We start from the raw sequence: 16703 nt of genomic DNA, 5'->3' as shown, positions 1-16703 counted from the left end.
GCGCCCGTTCGGCACGCCGCTGCCAAATCAAAGGATTGTCATGTCGAAGGAATTTGACGTCGTCGTGATCGGCGCCGGCCCTGGCGGCTACATCGCGGCGATCCGCGCCGCGCAGTTGGGCAAAACGGTTGCCTGTATCGAAAAATGGAAGAACCCGGCGGGCGCGCTGAAGTTGGGCGGCACGTGCCTGAACGTCGGCTGCATCCCGTCGAAGGCGCTCCTCGCCTCGTCGGAAGAGTTCGAGAAGGCGTCGCATCACCTCGCCGAGCACGGCATCAGCGTCGGCGACGTGAAGATGGACGTCGCGAAGATGATCGGCCGCAAGGATGCGATCGTCGAGAAGATGACGGGCGGAATCGAGTTCCTGTTCAAGAAGAACAAGATCACGTGGCTGAAGGGCCACGGCAAGTTCACCGGCAAGACCGACGCCGGCGTGCAGATCGAAGTGAGCGGCGAAGGCGAAACCGAGGTCGTCACCGCGAAGAACGTGATCATCGCGACGGGCTCGAAGGCGCGCCATCTGCCGAACGTGCCGGTCGACAACAGGATCGTCGCGGACAACGAAGGCGCGCTGACGTTCGACACGGTGCCGAAGAAGCTCGCCGTGATCGGCGCGGGCGTGATCGGCCTCGAGCTCGGCTCGGTGTGGCGCCGCCTCGGCGCCGAAGTGACGGTGCTCGAAGCGCTGCCGGCGTTCCTCGGCGCGGCCGACGAAGCGCTCGCGAAGGAAGCGGCGAAGCTGTTCAAGAAGCAGGGTCTCGACATCAACCTCGGCGTGAAGATCGACGAAGTGAAGGCGGGCGCGGACAGCGTGTCGATCGCGTACACCGACAAGGACGGCAACGCGAAGACGCTCGAAGCGGATCGCCTGATCGTGTCGATCGGCCGCGTGCCGAACACCGACAACCTCGGCCTCGAAGCGATCGGCCTGAAGGCGAACGAGCGCGGCTTCATCGACGTCGACGACCACTGCCGCACCGCGGCGCCGAACGTCTACGCGATCGGCGACGTCGTGCGCGGCCCGATGCTCGCGCACAAGGCGGAAGACGAAGGCGTGCTTGTCGCGGAAGTGATCGACGGCCAGAAGCCGCACATCGACTACAACTGCATTCCGTGGGTGATCTACACCGAGCCGGAAATCGCGTGGGTCGGCAAGACCGAGCAGCAACTGAAGACGGAAGGCCGCGAGATCAAGTCGGGCAAGTTCCCGTTCTCGATCAACGGCCGCGCGCTCGGCATGGGCCGTTCGGACGGTTTCGTGAAGATGATCGCCGACGCGAAGACGGACGAGCTGCTCGGCGTGCACGTGATCTCGCCGAACGCGTCGGACCTGATCGCAGAAGCCGTGGTCGCGATGGAATTCAAGGCGGCGTCGGAAGACATCGCACGGATCTGCCATCCGCACCCGTCGTTGTCCGAAGTGATGCGCGAAGCGGCGCTCGCCGTCGACAAGCGCTCGCTCAACAGCTAAGCGCGAAAACGCAGCACCGCGCGCCGGCCGTCGCGGCCGGCGTCGCAGTTTCTCGGCGAAGGCGGGTGGGTTTTCCTGCTCGCCTTCGTTTTTGCCGGTTTGCATGATGAACGTCACCGAATACTACGAGCACGAGCTGAAGACGCGCGGCTATCAGTCCGATGCCGCGCAGCGCGCCGCGGTCGAACGCCTGCAGCGCTGTTATGGCGAATGGGTCGCCTACAAGGCGCGTCGCTCGAATGCGTTCAAGAAACTCGTCATTCGCCCGGATCCGCCGCGCGGCGTCTACATGTGGGGCGGCGTCGGGCGCGGCAAGAGCTTCCTGATGGACAGCTTCTATGCGGTCGTGCCGGTGCAGCGCAAGACGCGGCTGCATTTTCACGAGTTCATGCGAGAAGTGCATCGCGAGCTCGAGGAGCTGAAAGGGCAGGCCGATCCGCTCGACGAGCTCGCGCGCCGCATCGCGAAGCGCTATCGGCTCATCTGCTTCGACGAATTCCACGTGTCGGACATCGCCGACGCGATGATCCTGTATCGGCTGCTCGACCGGCTGTTTTCGAACGGCGTGCAGTTCGTGACGACATCCAATTACGATCCGGACGATCTGTACCCCGACGGATTGCATCGCGACCGCATGCTGCCGGCGATCGCGCTCTTGAAGGACAAGCTCGACGTGCTGAACGTCGACGCAGGCGTCGACTACCGGCAGCGCACGCTCACGCAGGTGCGGATGTATCACACGCCGCTCGGCGCGCAAGCCGATCGCGCGCTGCGCCATGCGTTCGCGCAGCTCGCCGCGGTGCCCGACGAGAGCCCGATCCTGCACATCGAAAAGCGCGAGATCAAGGCGCTGCGCCGCGCGGACGGCGTCGTCTGGTTCGATTTCGCGACGCTCTGCGGCGGCCCGCGCTCGCAGAACGACTACCTCGAGCTCGCGAGCCGCTTCCATGCGATCGTGCTGTCCGAGGTGCCGCAGATGTCGCCGCGGATGGCGTCCGAGGCGCGCCGCTTCACGTGGCTCATCGACGTGCTGTACGACCACAAGGTCAAGCTGCTGATGTCGGCCGCGGTGCCCGCGGAAGATCTGTACATCGAAGGACCGATGGCGAACGAATTCAGCCGGACGGTCTCGCGCATCGTCGAGATGCAGTCGAAGGAGTATCTCGAGACGCCGCGGCGCCTGATCGACACGTCGCTGACCTGATCCGACCCGACTGGCCGGCGGCCGCGTATTGCACGGTGTGAACCCCGAACGACCCGGCCCGAATTCGAAAAAGCACGCCAGACGGTTAACTTCGGTTAATTCGGTATTAACTATTCTTAAATCGGCGCGCGCGTTGTATCCAATGCCGATTCGTCTCGATATCGTTGCGTCATGTTCTTCACGAACGGAGAGACACATGACGCCGTATCGCGATATCAATGATGAGGAGTGGCAGCGCGTCGCTCCGTTGCTGCCCGAGCTGCGTCCGCGCAAGGAATTGCGCGGCAGGCCGCTCGCGGATACGCGCGCGGTGCTGAACGGCGTGCTGTGGGTGATCTATAGCGGCGCGAACTGGTCGGCGATGCCGCGCCGTTTTCCCGCGTATCAGACCTGTCATCGCCGCTTCAAGGCGTGGCACGAGTCCGGCGCGTTGAAGCGCGTGCTGGTCGAGCTGTTCGGCGCAGAAAGCGATGATCTGTGCGAGCTGATGGCGATGCGCATGCGTACGCATGCGCGCTCGAAAGCGGCGCAAGCGCGCAGCGGCGGAGCGTCGACGACGTCGACCGCGCCTCGTCACGATCACGCGCTCGAGCACGTGATCTGACGCGACGCGCGCAGCATATCGCGCGCATGAAAAAACCGGCCTGGCGGAAACGCACAGGCCGGTTTTGTTTTGCCGCCAGCGTTCGCGAAGCGCGGAACGCGAGCGGCGACAAGCAGCGCTTGTCGGCGTCGAATGGGCTTATTGCGCGCGCATCCAGGTTTGCGAGCGACCGAGCAGCGACACGCCGATGTAGCCGCGCACGACGAGCTTCTGCCCGCCTTCTTCGAGCTTCATCTTGCATTTGTAGACCTTGCCGTTTTCCGGGTCGAGGATGTTGCCGCCGTCCCAGCCGTCGCCTTCCTTCTTCATCGCCTTGATGATCGTCATGCCCTTGATCAGCTGATCCTTGCGCTCGTCGGTGCACGCGGTGCAGCGGCGATCCGGCGTGTCGTTCTCGCCGAGGCCCTTGAGGACCTTGCCCGACAGTTCGCCGCTCGAGTCTTCGCTGATTTGCACGAGTGCCTTCGGCTTGCCCGTGTGGTCGTCGATTGTCTGCCATGTGCCGATCGGGCTGTCCGCTTGAGCGAATGCGCTCGCAGCGCATGCGAGGAGCGCGCCTGCAACGGTGATTGAGCGCAGTGAACGGGTCATTTGAAACATGTCTTCCTCCTTGGATCGCACAATGTCTTTTTCATCGGGCTCGCGGGGCCGTTTGCGTTGAACGGCGATGCATGCGAGCTTTGCGCAGAATACGTGAATCTGCGCGCCGCGTTTGATACAAGTGCTTCTAATCGACGTGAAGATGTGAAGTGAAAACGGAAGCGGCCCGTCGCATGACGGGCCGCGTGCGCGAAGCGAAGCGGCAAGGGCGCGAGCGCGTCAGTAGAGCTGATAGGAGAACGACGCATTCACGCGCGGGCTGCGCGATGCGCTCTCGATCGGTGAGTCGCCGACGGGCTTCGCGATCGACACGTCGAGGTTGTAGAAGCGGCTGTCGGTCAATCGCACGCCGAGCCCGACCGACGACAGTCGGCGCGGCACCGGCGTGCCCGAATGCAGATACACGCGCGCCATGTCGTATACGACGTACGGCGTGATGTTCTTCAGATACGTGAAGCCCGGCGCGAATGCGCGATTGAACTCGAGCGACGCGCCCCAGCCGGAATCCCCCGACGTCTCGCCCGGCTGATAACCGAGCGCGAAGCGCTGCGCGCCGAACGAGATCTGCTCGGTGGTCGGCAACGAATCGGGGCTGTACTGGCCGGTGAGCTGCACGGTCGAGCCGATCTTGAACGGCCACTCGTTCGTCTGCACGAACGTCGCGCCCGTGCGCACGAACGTCGTCGATGCGGGATTCGTCGCGGTGACGCCGGGAATGTTCGTGATGCCCGATTTCGACGCGCCGAGAATGTCGAATGCCTTCGCGACGTTGAAGCTCAGCTTCTGGACCTGCTTCGGCTGCACGCTCGTGTAGTCGAGCTGCATCTGCAGCACGCGCACTTGCGAGCGCGTGCCGATCATCGCACCCGTGATCTGGTTCTGGTAGCGATCTTCACTGTGCGACGCGTAGCCCGACACCGTGCCGAGCAGGCTGCGCTGGTTGCTCAGCATCAGCGGATAGGACGCGGACAGGCCGAGCTTGTCGTTGATGACGGTGCGCTGGACATTTGGCAGCGCCGTCTGGTCGACCGACGGATTGCCGCGGTAGTGGCTCGCGTCGAGACGCGTGACGAGGCCGTTGCTGCCGATCGGCACGGCGCCGTTGAACGACACGTACGTCTGGTTGTTCGGGCCTTTCGGGAAGAGGGCGGAGATGCTCAACTGCTCGCCGAGCGAGGTGAGGCCGTTCTCGGTCACCGTGAAGAGCCCCTGCAAGCCGGGGTTGTTCGTGTTGAGCCCCGCGCTCACGTTGAACGGCTTGCGATCGACGTTGAGCTCGAGCGTCGTCGCGCCGTCGGTGTTCTGCGGCGGCGGCACGTTCGCCTTCACCGTGACGCCGGGCAAGAGGCCAAACGTGTTCACGTAGCGCTCGAACGTCGCGCGGCGCAGCGGCCGGTCGTCCATGATGTGCGCGGCGATCGCGCGGACTTTCGGTTCCATCGCGCCGGGCCGGCCGGTGATCTTCACGTTCGCGACGTAGCCTTCGACGACCGTCACGCGCACGACGCCGCCCTCGAACGTCTGCGCGGGGATGAATGCGAACGACAGTGCGTAGCCGCGCTCCTGATACAGCTTCGTCACGCCGTTCGCCATTTCGATCAACTGGCCGATCGTAATGTCCTTGCCGACGAGCGGCGTGAAGCGCTGCGAGATCTCTTCGAACGGAATCGACTTGACGCCTGCGACCTGGAACGAGGTCGGCGTCAGATGGCGGGCGAGCAGCGCCTGCACCTGGACTTCCTGCGGCGCGACCTGCACGGTCACGCTCGGCCGCTGCGGCGTGTTGATCTGCGGCAGCGCTTCGAGCGGGTTGCCGCCCGAGCGGCTTTGCGCGTGCGCGGCGCCGGCGGCCGCAACGAGCGCGAGCAACAGCATCCAAGATTCGTGTCTGGATTTCATTGTGATTCCTCGTGGGCCTCTTTGTGCTTGTGATCTTCTAATGCAGATGCGCGGCATATCGCGCGCCGCGCATCGTGGTCTTCCGTTGTTCTAATCCGACTGCGCGCTCCCCGCCGGAGGGAGCGCGCCGTGCTTCGTATCACTTACTCATGCTGCCCAGCGTCCCGAGGGTGTTCGTCACTGGTGCGAGGAGCCCGGTCGAGCCGCTCGTCGACGAGGTCGCGCCGCCCGTGAGCGACGTGATGGGGGCGAGCGGATTCGTGCCGCCGCTCGATCCCGTCGCGCCCGTGAGCGCGCCCGTGACAGTATTCAGCAAACCGGTAACGGGCGCGAGCGGATTGCTCGCGCCGCCGGACGTGGCGCTCCCGCCGAGCGCGCCTCCGCCGAGGCTCGACAGCGCGCCGCTCAGCGGGTTGCCGAGCGTCGAGCCCGAGCCCGAACCGGTGGCGGCCGTTGCCGTCGAGCCGCCGACGAGGCTCGTGATGAGACCCGGGATCGGCGCCGCACCGTTCGGTGCGGCCGGATTGACGAGGCCGCCCGCGTTCGTCACGGTGTTGCCGACCGAGGACACGAGCTGGCCGACATCGCCGACGAGCGGCTGCGACGACGTGCCCGCGATCTGTTGGCCGGCCGAGCTGATCGCGCCGCCGACTTGCTGCAACAGGCCCGACACCGGCTGGCCGACGCCCGTCGTGGTGCCGACCGTCTGAGTGACCTGGCCCGCCGTGATGACGAGCGGCGTCACGGCCGAGCTGATCGGCTGCGTGATCTGCTGGACAGGACCCGTCGACAGCGCGCTGCCGAGCATCGTGCCGGCCGCGTTCACGCCGTTCGCCGCCGTCGCCAGCGCGCCTGCGACGGGCGTCGTGACGGGCGAGAGCGGTGCGAGCGGGCCCGTGCCGACAGCCTGCACGGTCTGGCTGAGACCTTGCACGGTGTTGCTCGCCGCGCTCACGACGTTGCCGAGGCCGGCGACCGTCGTGCCGACCGGATTCTGCGTCGAGCCGATCTGGCCGAGGCCGTTGCTCACCGCGTCCGCCGCGGCGTTGAGGATGCCGCCCGTGCTGCCGACCGTCGCGCCGACGCCTTGCGTGACGCCGCTGCCGAGGCCCGGCACGCTTGTCGAGCCGATCGTGTTGCCGAGATCGGTCGCGGTCTTGCCGAGCGTGTTGACGACGCCGGACGTGCCGGTCGCGGTCGGCGGCGGGTTGTTCGGATTGGTCGGCGTCGTGTTGCCGCCGCTGCCGCTGTTGCCCGCGGACGGCGGCGCGGCGATGTCGCTGCCGCCGCACGCGGCGAGCACGCACGCGGTCGCGAGCGTGGTGAGCGGAACGCGCCAGCCCGTAAGCACGGACGCCGGAACGAAACGTTGCTGATTCATGATGCTGCTCCTCGCTGTCTTATCTGATGCTGGATGGGCGCGAGCCCTGTTTACTTCTTGATGCCGCCGAGCAGGCCGCCGACGAGCGACGTGACGGGCGACAGCAGGTTGGTCGACCCGCTCGTGCCGCTGCTCGTGCCGGTCAGCGGCGCGGTGAGGCTCGCGACCGGGTTCGTCGCGGTGGTCGTCGAGCTCGTCGCCGGCGCCGTCGTTGCGCCGCCGAGTGCGCCCGTCGCGGTCGACACGAGGTTCGTGACCGGGGCGAGCGGGCTCGTCGACGTCGTGCCGCCGGTCGCACCGGTGAGCGCGCCCGTGACAGTCGACACGAGGCCGGTGACGGGGGCGAGCGGGTTGCTCGAGCCCGTACCGCCCGTGAGCGCGCCCGTGACGGTCGAGACGAGACCCGTGACCGGCGCGAGCGGGTTGCTCGTCGACGTGCCGCCCGCTGCGCCCGTGAGCGCGCCCGTCACCGTCGACACGACGTTCGTCAGCGGAGCGAGCGGGGTGCCCGAGGTCGCGCCGCCGACGCCGCTCAGCGTGCCCGTCAGGCTGCCGACCGCGGCCGTGATCGGCGCGAGCGGATTCGTCGAGCCGGTGCTGCCCGTCAGCAGGCCGCCGACCGACGTGATCGTGTTGCCGGTTGCCGACACCGTCTGGCCGAGGCCCGTCGTGACCGGATTGTTGCCCGTCTTCGTGATCGGCGCGCCGGCCTGGTTCAGGCCGCCGCCGATCGTGCCGAGCAGCGTGTTCATGGGCGCGCCGAGGCCCGTCACGTTGCCGACCGTTTGCGTCGTGCCCGTGACCATCGACGTGATCGGCGTGATCGCCGAGCTGACCGTTTGCGTCAGTTGCTGGACGGGGCCCGTCGACAGTGCGGTGGTGAGCGTCGTGCCGCCCGCGGTGATTGTGTTGCCGAGCGTGCTGACCGCGCCGCCGAGCGGCGACGTGAGAGGCGACAGCGGCGCGAGCGGGCCCGTGCCGAGACTCGTGACGAGGTTGCCCGTTTGCGTGACGGCCCCGCCCAACTGGCTGACCACGCCGCCCGTGCTCGCGACGGTCGTGCCGATCGGGTTCGTCGACGAGCCGAGCTGGCCGATGCCGCTCGTCACGCCCGTGCCGAGCGCGCTGACTGCGCCGCCGAGGTCCTGGACGATGCCGCCGAGCGCTTGCGTCGTCTGCGTGTTCACGCCGGGCAGCGTCTGGCTGCCGACGACGGTGCCGAGGCCCGACACGGTCGAGCCGGCGCCGCTGATGATGCCGCCCGTGTTGCCGGCGATCGTGCCGAGTGCGTTGATGCTCGACGAGGTCGACGTGCCGCCGCCCGACGTGGAACCGCCGCCGGAAGTCGAGCCGCCGCCGGAGGTCGAGCCGCCGCCGCCCGACAGGCCGCCCGTCGAGCCTGAGCCGCCGTCCGAACCCGAGCCGCTCGTGCCGCCCGAACCCGAACCTGAGCCGTCGCCCGTCGTGGAAATCGCGTTGCCGCTACCGGAGCCGGAGCCCGAGCCGTCGAGCCCCTTGCTGATCGAGCCGGAGCCGCCGCAAGCGGAGAGGGAGAGCATGGTTGCTACGGTGGCCGCGATCAAAGTCGTCCGGAGCGTGCCATGGGAAATGGTCTCGATGTTCATAACGTCCTCGCATTGGTGTGTTGTCTGATGATTGGTGTGCTGCACCTGCGGCCGACTTCTCTGCAACTGGCATGCCATTTCTCTGGACGATCTTTTCGGTGCGCGCGCCGATGTCCCGCAACCCCTTGTCGGAAAAGGGTTTGAGCGAGGCGGGGCATCTCTTGGAAAGGGGCGGAAGTTGGGGGCGGCGGCCGAATTCTTATGCCTTCGTAACGTAACGCCGCGTGTTTTTCGTTACGTCCGCGGCGTAACGTGCGGCAAATGCGCGGGCGGCTCGTCGATATGTGAATCGAACTTTTTACTAATGGATTAGGTATGTAGATCTAACCTATCGTAAGTCCTTATGTGTAAGGACTACCGGGAAGTCGTAAAAATAAGCGTGCGCGTGGTCATAATGTCTGATCAAAATTGACAAAATTGTGGAACCAACAAAGATTCAGATATAAGATTCGCTCGCGCGCTATTTGTACGGCCTGGTACATCAGGGAATACGAGGAGGACGCCGCCGACATGAATGTTAACTTGTATCAAATTGTTAGAAACTCTTGAAAAAGGAGTTATAACGAAACCGCCCGATCCGACATTAAAGTCGAATGGCGGGGCAAGGTCGGCCGATAGCGAAAAGCAAGGCCAATGAGGACTCAAGGCACGAGGATCAACATGAAACAGCTGATGAATCGCTTCCTCACGGAGGAGGCAGGGGTAACCGCGATCGAATACGGGTTGATCGCGGGTCTGATCGCGGTGGCCATCGCGACGACGGTCGGCACGCTCGGTACCGACCTCAGCAACCTGTTCAGTACGATCGCCAGCAAATTGCCGGCGGCATAACGTTTACTTCTAAATACGCGTTACCACGAATTGCGGATTGCTTCGGCAATCCGCAACACGTCGCTGGGCGGCTGGGGCTGAAATGATTCATTTATTCAGTATTGGGTTCTTTTTTGCCTGGGCTGCGGCTGTTGCAATTGCTGATTGTCGCGATCGCCGTATTCCCAACGAATTGGTGCTCGCTGGTCTTGCTGCCGTTATCATTTTTACAGTCTGCCGACAAAACCCGTTCGATACGACATTGACCGGCGCATTGATCGGCGGGGTGGTCGGTCTCGTTTCCCTTTTTCCGTTTTTCGCACTGCGCGTGATGGGCGCCGCGGACGTCAAGGTATTCGCGGTGCTCGGCGCGTGGTGCGGCCTGTCGGTGCTGCCGTGGCTGTGGATCGTCGCGAGCATCGCGGCGGGCATTCACGCGCTCGGCCTCATGCTGCTGAGCCGCACGTCGTTCGGTTCGCTCGGGCGCCACGGCGCGCCTGCGTTCGCGCTCGGCGCGCGCCGCTCCGCGCCTTATGCGGCGTTTCTCGCCGCGCCCGCCGCGGCCTGGCTCGCCTATCTGATTCATACCGGAGGCACGCGATGAAGCACGCGCTCGGACGGTTCCGGCCGCGGCGCTTCCAGCGCGGCGCGACCGCGATCGAATTCGCGATCCTGTTCCCCGTCTTTTTCATGGTCCTCTACGGGATCGTCACGTACGGCATGATCTTCGCCGCGCAGCAGAGCCTGACGCTCGCCGCGACGGAGGGCGCGCGCGCGGCGCTCAATTACCAGGTCGCGCAGACGCAGGCGGCGGCGCTCAGCCTGCGTGCGACGGCCGCGTGCACGGCCGCGAGCAATCTGACGGGCTGGCTGACGGGCGCGACGTGCTCGACCTCGCAGAATTTCACCTGCTCGTACGACTCGACGATGTACTGCATCCAGGTGACGGTTACGTATCCGTATGCGTCCAATCCGCTCGTGCCGACGGTTGCGCTCTTCAACGCGGTGCTGCCGACGACGCTGACGAGCCAGGCGACGGTGCAGATCAACCCGACGAACATCATATGAACGTGATCGATTAGGCCGGGCCGCCGCGCCGCCAGCCGGCGCGGTTTTCTCCAACGACTTCTTTCGCCGCTGCACTGATAACAACCATGGCCAATCATCTGACCAAGATCATCGCGGGGCTGCTGATCGGGATCGCGATCCTGCTCGGCATTTACGCGTGGCTGCTCGGGCGCAAGCCGGCGCCCGCCGCGCCGAGCGCCGCGACCGCCGTCGCGACGGCGGTGGTGCCCGTCGTCGTCGCGGCGCGCGCGCTGCCGGCGGGGCAGCCGATTCCCGCCGACGCGCTGAAGGTGCAGCAGATGCCTGCGCCGATCGCCGGCGCGTTCCCGAATCCGACGCTCGTCACGGGCCGCATCCCGGCGAGCGACATCGTCGCGCGGGCGCCCGTGCTCGAAAGCGAGCTGATGTCGGGGCTTGCCGACCAGATCGCGCCGGGCGAGCGCGCGGTCGCGGTCAAGGTCGACGACACGAACGCGGTCGGCAATCGGCTGCGTCCCGGCAACTTCGTCGACGTGTTCGTGAATATGAAGCGCGAAGGCAGCTTCGGCACGACCGGCTCGGAAATCTCGCAATCGCAGGCGCGGCTGCTGCTGTCACGGGTGCGCGTGCTGTCGTTCGGCGACGCGACGGTCGATCGTGACGGCACGCCGGGCCCGACGGGCGCGGGCGCGCGCACCGCGGTGCTCGCGGTGCCGACCGCGCAGGTCGACGCGCTGACGCTCGCCGAGGCGAGCGGACGGCTCGTGCTCGCGCTGCGCAGCCCGCGCGACGAAGACGTCGCCGCGCAGACGGTCGCCGTGCGCGCGTTAGGCGGCGTGGAGCCGTCGAACCAGGCGGCGGCGGGGCTCGTGCTGAGCGAGCTGTCGGGCAGCGGCGGCGCGCGGGCGCCGGCGCCGCGCGCGGCCGCGCCGCGGGGCGCGCCGGTGGCGGCCGCGCCGCGCGCAGGAGGCAGCATCGAAGTGATCCGGGGCGGGCGAGCCGAAACGGTCGCCTATTGATCGACAAGTTGATTCGAACAGTGACGGCAGGGAGAGGGGCCGGCTCGCGCCGGCTTCCGACACGATGAAAAATAGACTGATTGCATTGGCGATGGCGTTCGGCGTGTTGCTGTCGTTCGCCGCGCGGGCGGCGGAGATGGGGACGATCGAGCTCGCGACGGGCGCGCAGCGGCAGATTTCCGTCGGCCGCAACGTGCAGCGGGTCGCGGTCGGCGATCCGAGCGTCGCCGACGTGCTCGTCGTGAAGGGCGGGCACGCAAGCGTGCTGCTCGTCGCGAAGGCGGCCGGCTCGACGAGCCTGATGGTGTGGGAGCGCGGCCGCGACGAGCCGGCCGTCTACACGGTCAACGTCGTGAGCGGCGCCGCGCGCGCGCTGCTCGACGGCGGCTCGCCGAGCGTGAAGGCGTACGGCGGCACGGCGGTCGTGTCCGGCTCGGCCGCGACGCTCGACGCGCATGCGCGCGCGCTCGCGCTCGGCAAGGGGATGGCGGGCAAGGACGGCGGCGTCGTCGACGCGTCGACGGTCGGTGGCAAGAACGTCGTGCAGGTCGACGTGCGCGTCGTCGAATTCAGCCGCTCGGTGCTCAAGCAGGCGGGCCTCAACTTCTTCAAGCAGAACAACGGCTTCACGTTCGGCTCGTTCGCGCCGAGCGGCCTCGCGTCGGTGACGGGCGGCGGGACGCCGTCGATGTCGGTGTCCGCGAACATTCCGATCGCGTCCGCGTTCAATCTCGTCGTCGGCTCGGCGACGCGCGGCCTTTTCGCCGACCTGTCGATCCTCGAGGCGAACAACCTCGCGCGCGTGCTCGCGCAGCCGACGCTCGTCGCGCTGTCCGGGCAAAGCGCGAGCTTTCTCGCGGGCGGCGAGATTCCGGTGCCGGTGCCGCAGTCGCTCGGCACGATCTCGATCGACTGGAAGCCGTACGGCGTCGGCCTCACGCTGACGCCGACCGTGCTGAGCCCGCGCCGGATCGCGCTCAAGGTCGCGCCGGAATCGAGCCAGCTCGACTTCGTCCATTCGATCACGATCAACGGCGTGACGGTGCCCGCGCTCACGACGCGCCGCGCGGACACGACGGTCGAGCTCGGCGACGGCGAGAGCTTCGTGATCGGCGGCCTGATCGATCGCGAGACGACGTCGAACGTCGACAAGGTGCCGTTCCTCGGCGATCTGCCGATCATCGGCACGTTCTTCAAGCACCTCAGTTATCAGCAGAACGACAAGGAACTCGTGATCATCGCGACGCCGCATCTCGTCGCGCCGATCGCGAAGAACGCATCGCTGCCCGCGACGCCCGGCGAGTTGTCCGAGCAGCGCGACGGGCCCGTATGGCGGTCGTATCTCGGCGGCGCGCTGTCGTCGGACGCAGGCCCGGGGTTCTCGAAATGAGCGCGTGCCGCATCGACAGCGCGAGCGCCGCGACACGGCGCGCAACCGGAACGCTTCAACATGAACGCGAGAACACAATCTTTGGCTGAGCCGGCCGTCACCGACTACTTCGTCTGCGCGTCGTCGCTTGGCGAACACGTGGGCTGGCTTGCGCAGACGCTCGTCTCGGCGGGCGCCGTCGAGGCCGCGCCGCTCGAGCCGACGGCGCTCGCGCAGCGCATCGCCGGGCTCAATCCGGTGCTCGTCTTCGTCGACTTCTCGGGCGGCCATGCGCAGGCGGCGAGCGCCGCCGCGGCCGCGGTGCGCCTGTCGCATCCTGGGCTGCCGATCGTCGCGCTCGGGTCGATCGCGGAGCCGGAGAGCGCGCTCGCCGCGCTGCGCGCGGGCGTGCGCGACTTCATCGACTTCTCCGCGCCCGCCGAGGACGCGCTGCGGATCACGCGCGGGCTGCTCGATCACGTCGGCGAACAGCCGAGCCGCCACGGCAAGCTGATCGCGCTTCTCGGCGCGCGCGCCGGGATGGGGGCGAGCACGCTCGCCGCGAACCTGTCGGTGCTGTTGCAGAAGCGCTCGGCCGCGCAAGGCCGGCAGACGGCGCTCGTCGATCTCGGGCTGCCGGCGGGCGACGGCGCGCTGTACCTGAACACGCGCTGCGAATTCGATTTCGTCGAGGCGGTGCGCAACCTGCGCCGCTTCGACCGGACCTTCGTCAACACGGCGCTCGCGCGCCATTCGAGCGGCGTCGCGCTGACGTCGCTGCCGCCGAATCTCGCCGGGCTGCGCGACGTGTCGTACGCGTCTTGCGTCGGTCTGATGAACCGTCTGCGTGCGTTTTTCGACTATCAGATCATCGATCTGGGCGGCTTCTCGAACCGCGACTTCGTCGCGCAGACCGCGTGCGCGGCCGACGAATCGTGGCTCCTGTGCGACCAGGGCGTCGCATCCGTCGTGTCGGCGGTCGAGCTGCTCGATTCGCTGCGCGACGCGGGCGTCGACACAGGCAACGTGCGTCTCGTCGTCAACCAATACGATCCGGCGCTCGGCCTGTCGCCCGCGCAGATCGCCGAGCGCCTCGGCCTCGCGCTCGCCGCGACGTTGCCGTCGCGGCGCGTGCCGATCGGGCATGCGGCCAATCAGGGCAAGCTGATCGTGGACATTGCCGAGCGCGACCCGTACGTGCGCGCGCTCGAACCGCTCGTCGAACGCGTGACGGGCGGCACGGGGGCCGCCGCGTCACGCACGGCGAGCGGTCTTTCCGCGCTCAAGCGCTTCATTCAACCCACCTCCAAGCGGTCGTAAGAGATGGCACACGACATTCAATTTGCCGACGGGGCGACGCCGTTCTCGCAAACGCAGCAGTTTCACGACATCAAGAACGCTGCGCACGAGCATCTTCTGACGCGCATCGAGGAGCTGGGCGCGGAGTTCGGACGCTGGTCGAGGCAGGCGATCAACCAGTTCGTCGATCTCGAGATCGACAGCTTCGTGCGGCTGCGCCGCATTCCGCTCAACGAAAACGAAGTGCGGGCGATCGCGGAGGCGCTGACGAAGGAGCTCGCGGGCTTCGGGCCGATCGAGGACCTGCTTGCCGATCCGAACGTCGAGGACATCCTGATCAACGGCTACAGCGACGTGTACGTGTCGAAGCACGGAATCCTGGCGAAGCTGCCGATGCGCTTCACCGACAACGCGCATCTGCTGCGGATCGTGCGGCGCATCCTCGCGCCGATCGGCCGCCGTCTCGACGAGTCGAACCCGATGGTCGACGCGCGGCTGCCGGACGGCGGGCGCGTGAACGTCGTGATCGAGCCGCTGTCGATCGACGGCCCGGTCGTGTCGATCCGCAAGTTCCGAAAGGACCCGCTCAAGCCCGCCGATCTGCTCGCGAACGGCACGTTCGACGATGAGATCGGCACGCTGCTCGAAGCCGCGGTCGCCGCGCGCTGCAACATCCTCGTGTCGGGCGGCACGAGCTCCGGCAAGACGTCGCTTCTGAACGCGCTCGCGTTCCACATTCCCGAAGCCGAGCGCGTCGTCACGATCGAGGATACGGCCGAGCTGTCGCTCAACCATCCGCACGTCGTGCGGCTCGAGAGCCGGCCGGGCGGCTTCGACGGCACGGGCGTCGTGTCGATCCGCGACCTGCTGCGCAACACGCTGCGGATGCGCCCGGACCGGATCATCGTCGGCGAAGTGCGCGGCGGCGAAGTGCTCGAGATGATGCAGGCGATGAACACCGGCCACGACGGCTCGATGGGCACGATCCACGCGAGCTCGCCGCGCGAATGCCTGTACCGCCTCGAAATGCTCGCCGGCTTCGCGGGCTTCCAGGGCACCGAATCGAGCCTGCGCCGGCAGATCTCCAACGCGGTCGACTTCATCGTGCAGATCGGGCGGCTGTCGAACGGGCGGCGGCGGATCCTGTCGGTTACCGAAGTGACGGGGCTGTCGGACAACATCATCGCGACGCAGGAGCTTTATCGCTACGAGCCGCGCGTGAACGCGGACGGCGACGAGATCGACGCGTGGGAATCGCTCGGCATCCATCCGCATTCGCCGAAGCTCGCGCGCTTCAGGCAGATGCTCGCGGGCGGCGGCCACGGCGGCGAGCCGTTCGGCCGAGGCGGGGGCTTCAATGTCTAGCGCGGCGCTCTTCGCGCTCGCCCTCGCGCTCTTGTGCGCGGCGGCGGCGCTCGCGCTGTGGCGGCGCGGCGAGGCGACCCGGGAGCGCGTGCATGCGGCGCGCTACATCGACAGCCGGCTCGAGCCCGGCGCGCGCCCGGGCGCGCAGCCGAAGGCGCCGCTCGCGGGCGAGTCGACGCGCGCGGCCGCGTCTGCGTCCGCCGCGGGCGCGGCGGGCGGCGCGCCGGGCGCGAAGCCCGCCGACGGTTTCGGTTTCGCGCGGTGGCGCGAGCGCGCGGCCGACGCGTGGCTCAACGTATCGAACCGCGCGGGCGTGTCCGAGGTTCGCACGCCGCTGATCCTGCTCGTCGCGGCGACGGTCGCAGCGACGCTGTGGACGGGCCTGCACGGCGGCTTGCTCGCCGCCGTCGCGACGCTTGTCGCGGGGGCGACGCTCGTCCTGTTCTGGCTCGTGTCGCGGATGCAGAAGCGGCGCCTGCAGATCGTCCGGCAACTGCCGTCGTTCCTCGACGGCATCGTGCGGCTCGTCACGCTCGGCAACAGCGTGCCCGCCGCGTTCCAGGCGACGCTGCAGACGACCGAGGCGCCGCTGCGGGGCTGCCTCGATCACGTGTCGCGAATGCTGCGATCGGGCGTCGAGATCGATCGCGCGATGGTCTATATCGCGGAGCTCTATCGGATCAAGGAATTCGAGCTCGTCGGCTCGGTGCTGCGGCTGTCGGTCAAGTACGGCGGCCGTGCGGACGTGATGCTCGACCGGATGGCCGTCTTCATGCGCGACCTCGAACAGGCGGAGCGCGAGCTCATCGCGATGTCGGCGGAGACGCGGCTGTCGGCATGGGTGCTCGGCGCGCTGCCCGTCGGCATCGGCAGCTTCGTGATCGCGACGAATCCGAAGTACTTCAGCGCGATGTGGCTCGACCCGACGGGGCGCCAGCTCGTGTATCTCGCGTTCATCCTGCAAGTCGGCGGCGGCTACTGGCTGTACCGGCTCGCCCGATTGAGGTGAC

General features: G+C 67.2%; 15 protein-coding genes. 11 read left to right on the top strand and 4 right to left on the bottom strand.

Features of this window, described 5'->3' with window-relative positions; translation table 11 throughout:
- Positions 1-40: 40 nt before the first annotated feature.
- The 3 genes from lpdA (at position 41) to WS62_RS12345 (ending at position 3279) form a co-directional block, all read left to right on the top strand.
- Positions 41-1471, top strand: a complete 1431-nt coding sequence (gene lpdA / locus WS62_RS12355; RefSeq protein ID WP_066571080.1) for a dihydrolipoyl dehydrogenase — start codon at positions 41-43, stop codon at positions 1469-1471.
- Between the two features lie 106 nt (positions 1472-1577).
- Positions 1578-2675 (top strand): cell division protein ZapE, encoded by a 1098-nt coding sequence (gene zapE / locus WS62_RS12350; RefSeq protein ID WP_066571101.1) that lies wholly within the window; start codon positions 1578-1580, stop codon positions 2673-2675.
- 196 nt (positions 2676-2871) lie between these two features.
- Positions 2872-3279 carry a transposase gene (locus WS62_RS12345; RefSeq protein WP_066571079.1) on the top strand — a complete coding sequence of 136 codons (408 nt, stop codon included), beginning with the start codon at positions 2872-2874 and terminating at the stop codon, positions 3277-3279.
- A 138-nt stretch (positions 3280-3417) separates the two neighbouring features.
- On the opposite strand, the gene WS62_RS12340 is transcribed toward WS62_RS12345, so the two are convergent.
- The 4 genes from WS62_RS12340 to WS62_RS12325 all read right to left on the bottom strand — a co-directional run bounded on the left by WS62_RS12340 (position 3418) and on the right by WS62_RS12325 (position 8784).
- Entirely contained in the window at positions 3418-3879 is a 462-nt protein-coding gene (locus WS62_RS12340; protein WP_066571078.1) for a DUF2147 domain-containing protein, read from the bottom strand.
- 219 nt (positions 3880-4098) lie between these two features.
- Positions 4099-5754, bottom strand: a complete 1656-nt coding sequence (locus WS62_RS12335; RefSeq protein ID WP_197422819.1) for a ShlB/FhaC/HecB family hemolysin secretion/activation protein — start codon at positions 5752-5754, stop codon at positions 4099-4101.
- Between the two features lie 163 nt (positions 5755-5917).
- The gene (locus WS62_RS12330) at positions 5918-7159 is read right to left on the bottom strand and encodes a collagen-like triple helix repeat-containing protein (protein WP_066571076.1); all 1242 of its coding nucleotides are present in this window, start codon (positions 7157-7159) and stop codon (positions 5918-5920) included.
- Between the two features lie 50 nt (positions 7160-7209).
- Positions 7210-8784 (bottom strand): collagen-like triple helix repeat-containing protein, encoded by a 1575-nt coding sequence (locus tag WS62_RS12325; RefSeq protein ID WP_066571075.1) that lies wholly within the window; start codon positions 8782-8784, stop codon positions 7210-7212.
- A gap of 633 nt (positions 8785-9417) precedes the next feature.
- Here WS62_RS12325 and WS62_RS12320 point away from each other — a divergent pair.
- The 8 genes from WS62_RS12320 (at position 9418) to WS62_RS12285 (ending at position 16702) form a co-directional block, all read left to right on the top strand.
- Positions 9418-9615: a Flp family type IVb pilin gene (locus WS62_RS12320; protein ID WP_162498962.1), complete on the top strand. Its 198-nt coding sequence runs from the start codon at positions 9418-9420 to the stop codon at positions 9613-9615.
- 82 nt (positions 9616-9697) lie between these two features.
- Positions 9698-10198, top strand: coding sequence for an A24 family peptidase (locus WS62_RS12315; protein ID WP_066571074.1), 501 nt, complete (start codon positions 9698-9700; stop codon positions 10196-10198).
- Positions 10195-10662, top strand: a complete 468-nt coding sequence (locus WS62_RS12310) for a TadE/TadG family type IV pilus assembly protein (protein WP_066571073.1) — start codon at positions 10195-10197, stop codon at positions 10660-10662. Before WS62_RS12315 ends, WS62_RS12310 begins: the two co-directional genes overlap by 4 nt.
- 86 nt (positions 10663-10748) lie before the next feature.
- Positions 10749-11660 (top strand): Flp pilus assembly protein CpaB, encoded by a 912-nt coding sequence (gene cpaB, locus WS62_RS12305; RefSeq protein WP_066571072.1) that lies wholly within the window; start codon positions 10749-10751, stop codon positions 11658-11660.
- Positions 11661-11724: 64 nt separating this feature from the next.
- Complete coding sequence (locus WS62_RS12300) at positions 11725-13050, top strand: type II and III secretion system protein family protein (RefSeq protein WP_066571071.1); 1326 nt, start codon at positions 11725-11727, stop codon at positions 13048-13050.
- A gap of 60 nt (positions 13051-13110) precedes the next feature.
- On the top strand, positions 13111-14349 hold the full coding sequence (locus WS62_RS12295; RefSeq protein WP_066571070.1) for a fimbrial protein: 1239 nt from the start codon (positions 13111-13113) through the stop codon (positions 14347-14349).
- A gap of 3 nt (positions 14350-14352) precedes the next feature.
- Complete coding sequence (locus WS62_RS12290) at positions 14353-15693, top strand: CpaF family protein (RefSeq protein ID WP_066571069.1); 1341 nt, start codon at positions 14353-14355, stop codon at positions 15691-15693.
- On the top strand, positions 15686-16702 hold the full coding sequence (locus tag WS62_RS12285) for a type II secretion system F family protein (RefSeq protein WP_066571068.1): 1017 nt from the start codon (positions 15686-15688) through the stop codon (positions 16700-16702). Before WS62_RS12290 ends, WS62_RS12285 begins: the two co-directional genes overlap by 8 nt.
- Position 16703 lies beyond the last annotated feature (1 nt).

The organism is Burkholderia sp. ABCPW 14, from assembly GCF_001523835.1.
In the GTDB taxonomy this organism is placed as follows: domain Bacteria; phylum Pseudomonadota; class Gammaproteobacteria; order Burkholderiales; family Burkholderiaceae; genus Burkholderia; species Burkholderia mayonis.
Note: the sequence above shows the minus strand (reverse complement) of the source record. Positions and strands in the feature narration are given on the sequence as shown.